2 protein-coding genes are annotated in these 4,367 nt (G+C 64.7%); both read left to right on the top strand.

What is annotated here, in order from left to right; genetic code table 11:
* The coding region (locus tag JSS27_21600) for an autotransporter domain-containing protein (protein ID MBS0211546.1) at positions 1-2,364 on the top strand (2,364 nt) is incomplete at its 5' end.
* Between the two features lie 183 nt (positions 2,365-2,547).
* The coding region (locus tag JSS27_21595; GenBank protein ID MBS0211545.1) for a hypothetical protein at positions 2,548-4,367 on the top strand (1,820 nt) is incomplete at its 3' end.

The raw sequence follows: 4,367 nt of genomic DNA, 5'->3' as shown, positions 1-4,367 counted from the left end.
ACCTTCGCCGGCCTCGTTTCGGGCACTGGCGCGCTCCGGCAAATCGGCGGCGGCACGACGACGCTGACGGCCGACAACACTTACGGCGGCGGCACGACGATCTCCGCCGGCACACTGCAACTCGGCAACGGCGGTACGTCGGGTTCGATCGCCGGTGACGTGCTGGACAACGCGGCGCTCGCCTTCGATCGCTCCGATACATTGACCTTCGCCGGTATCGTTTCCGGAACGGGCGCACTCACCCAAATCGGCACCGGCACCACCATCCTGACCGGCGCCAACTCGTATAGCGGCGGCACCACCATCTCGGCGGGAGCGCTGCAGATCGGCAATGGCGGCACTTCGGGTTCGATCGTCGGCAACGTGCTGGACAACGCGTCTCTGGTCTTCGATCGATCGGACAGCGTTACTGCGCCCGGCGCGATCACGGGCTCTGGAAGCCTCACGCAACTCGGCAGCGGCACGACGATCTTAACTGGGGCGAATAGCTACGCCGGCGGCACCACGATTTCGGCGGGCACGCTTCAGCTCGGTAGCGGCGGCAGCAGCGGTTCGATCGGCGGCGATGTCACGGACAACGGAACGCTCGCTTTCGATCGCTCGAACAACTTCACCTTCGCCGGCATCATCTCGGGCTCCGGCGGTGTGCATCAGTTCGGCAGCGGCACGACAACGCTGAGCGCGACGAACACCTACAATGGCGCGACCGTCATCGACAACGGCATGTTGCTTCTTGCCGGATCGATCGCGAGTTCGAGCGTCTCGGTCAACAGCGGCGGCATCTTCGCGGGCAGCGGCAACCTCGCTGGGCTGAGCGTCAACAGCGGCGGCACCGTGTCGCCGGGCAACGGCGGCGTCGGCACACTCAACGTCGGCGGCAATCTGACAATGGCCGCCAATTCGACCTACATCTACGACGTCTCGCCGGCGTCGAACGATCTGTTGCAGGTGACCGGCACGGCGTCGCTGAACGGAACGCTCGTCATCAATCCGACGGGCATCGCGCCGGGATCAGCGGTTTATCACGTGGTCGACTCCGGCGGCCTCAGTGGGACCTTTACGGCCGTCACGCTCGCGCCCGGATCGCCGCTCACGTTGTTGCCTGAACTCACCTACGGCCCGAACGATGCAACGTTACAGTTTCTGGTCACGGTTTCTTCCGTTCTGACGGGCGGCGGACCGCTGACCATCGGCAACGGCAACAACGGCGACGTCGCCGGCGCAATCGACTTCGCGATCGCATATGACGGCGCGAACGTCTTCCTACCGCTTGCGAGCTTGACGCCGACTGATCTTGCAGCGGTGCTCGAGCAGATGACCGGCGAGGTCAATGTCGGCCTGAAAAGCGTCGCGTTGCGCTCAACGTCGTCGTTCCTCGAAACGATGCTCGATCCGACCGTCGGTGCGCGCACCAATCTCGGCAGCGGCGCATTTGCGATGGCGGCCGCAGATATGTCGGCCGTGCGTTTGGCGGCGAACGGTGCAAGCGACGCCGGTACCGGCAACCACTCGGGTCCGCAGTTCACGGCGTGGGCTGCCGCCACCGGCGAGCAAGACAGCGGCGACGGCGATTTCAAACTTGGCACGCACAAGACGACGGCGACCGAGTTCAGCGGCGAGTTCGGCCTGGATTACGCCTTCTCGCCCGGCGGCGCCGCGGGCGTCGCGGTCGGATTCGGTAACGACGATTGGGATCTCGACACCGACCTCGGAAATGGCAACGCCTCGTTCTACCAACTTGGCGCCTACTTCTCGGAGCGTTTTGCGAAAAACTTCTACTTTGACGCTGCGTACACCTATGCGCACTTCAACGTGACGACCGATCGCGAGGTCGACTTCCAGGGTGTGAACAAGTATCGCGCCGATTTCAACACCACGAGTCAGGCGGCGCGTTTCGAATTCGGCCACATCTTCACCATCGAACGCGGCCAGGCGCTGTCGCCCTATATCCGCTTCCAGGCGACGGACATCAGCACGCCAAACTATGAAGAGGTAACGACCGCCGGTTCCTCGGCCTATGCGCTGGCGTTCACGCGCAACCGGCACTTCGACTACACGACCGAGCTCGGCGCGGCTTGGGATGACGTTCTGAGTTCGGGGAGCGACTCGTTTACGGGCCTGCGCGCGCGTCTCGGCTGGCTCCACGACTTCGGCAACACGCTGTCGGACACGGCAACGTTCTCGGCATTCAACGGCGCCAGTTTCAAAGTCTACGGGGTGTCACCGGCAGCGAATGCCGCGCACCTGATGGTCGGCATCGAGCACGACATCGGACCGGTCGCGCTGTCGCTGAACACCGAAGAGACGTTTGCCGGCGACGCGCAGAGCTACGGCGGTACGGCGAGCATTGCCGTGCGGTGGTGAACGCCGGGCGGTCGACGGAATTCGGAACGAAGCCGGCCACTTGTGAGGCCGGCAACAGGAATTGGGGTTGTGGAGGGGTAGATGGGCTTTTCATCGTTGCAAAGTCAGGGCGTTAAGCCGGCGGCTCCAAGCGCGAATGCAATCAGATCGCGCCGCGGTTCGGTGGTCGCGGTACGACTGCTTATGGCTTTGTTGGTTACGAGTAACGGGGCCCCGTTGGCCTGGGCCGCAGGCTCAAACTCGACGTCGCCCGCGTCACCAACAACGACCAGTCCGAGCTACTACTACAGTACGTCGACGCCCCAGGTTGCGACGGTCGGCGCCGGCACTTGCGCCTATCAGTACAACACGGCGATCAACGATGCGAACTACGCTGGTCTGGCGCTGAATGCCACCGGAGCGGCAGCTGCCGTTGCCGGCGCTACTGCTGATCAGGTGCTCGACGATGCCGAAACCGTGACTTACGGCGAGATCGCGGCGTCGATCGAGGTCGCGGGCACGGCGCTCGACGGATCCACCGCCGCGTTTGAGGTCGCGGGCGTCGGACTTGATGAAGCGGCGGTCGGCGTTGCCGTGCCGCTCGACGCCGGCGGCGCCTCGCCGGGGCTTATCGCCGCTGCGACGGGTTTGGAAACAGCTGGCGGACTTATGGCGACTGCCGGCGGTTCGCTGAACACGGCGGGTGCCGGATTTACCGCGCTCACGGCAGAATCAACCGCGGCCTCCGTATCCAAGGCTGCGGAGATCATCGGCCTCGGCTCGACGGTGTTGGGCGTCGCCGATCAGATCTATGCGCAGTCACTCTCGGCCGCAGCGTCCGTCCTTCCCTTCTGCGACTCGGAGTTCACCGGAACCATCGTGGGCGACGCGAATATCTACGCGGTCCAAGGCATTTCGGCTGACGATGGTCACATCTCGTTGGGCGACCCCGACGGTGTGCACTACTCGGACGGCATCACGCTGGGCGGCGGCGCGCTCTCCGGTGCTGGCTATGGCGGATTGTTGGCCGAGACCGGCAGCGCTCTGGACATCGCTATCGGCAATGGCGCCAAGGCTTTGGGTGTCGATCCGGTTGGCCCAACGCCAAGTTCGGCACTTGAAATTGCCATCTGGGGTGCGTCGGCACCGACTGCTGGCTCGGTCGCTTTCGGAACGGGCGCCTACGCGGAGAACGGCGGTCTTGCGCTTGGCGACTATTCGATCGCCAACGGGACCAATTTCAGCGTGGCTGTCGGCCCGTTCGCGGAATCGACCGGCAATGAATCGACTGCGCTCGGCTACCATGCTCAAGCTCTAGCAGACGACACGATCGCGCTTGGCGCCGGATCAGTGGCCGCTGCAGCGGGCTCCGTCGTCCTTGGCGCCCACGCGCAAGCGCTCGGCGTCGATTCGACCGCGGTCGGTTTCACCGCGCAGGCGCTAGCCGACTACTCAACCGCAGTGGGCGATTTCTCAACGGCGGCAGGCCTCAACAGCTCGGCCTACGGCGATCACGCGACAGCCGGCGGTGACGATAGCACCGCTGTCGGTACGCATTCTCAAGCGGACCTTGCGAACAGCTCTGCGTTCGGCGACACGGCTCTTGCGCACGGCACAAGCAGCACCGCGCTCGGCGATCACTCGTCAGCGATCGGCGATTTCAGCATCGCGGCGGGCTACATGGCCACGGCCGACTTGGCGAACGGCGCTGCGGTCGGCTCGAGCGCTCATGCTGGCGGCGCCAGCAGCTCCGCCTTTGGCGACCATTCGACTGCGGGCGGCGAGTTCAGCATCGCTGCCGGCTACATGGCATCCTCCGCGGGCGTCAGCAGCGCGGCCTTGGGAGACCATTCGTCGGCTAGCGGCGATTTCAGTGTTGCGTCCGGGTTCGGTTCGGTTGCGAACTCGACGAACAGTTCGGCCTACGGCCAAGGCGCGATGGCGCTTGCTTCCAACGCGTCGGCCTTCGGCAACGGCGCATCGGCAAGCGGCGCGTCTTCGGTCGCCGTCGGCGACAACGCTTC

Source organism: Planctomycetota bacterium (assembly GCA_018242585.1).
Lineage (GTDB): Bacteria > Planctomycetota > Planctomycetia > Pirellulales > PNKZ01 > JAFEBQ01.
The sequence above is the reverse complement of the archived record's forward strand: the minus strand, read 5'-3'. Positions and strand labels throughout refer to the sequence as shown.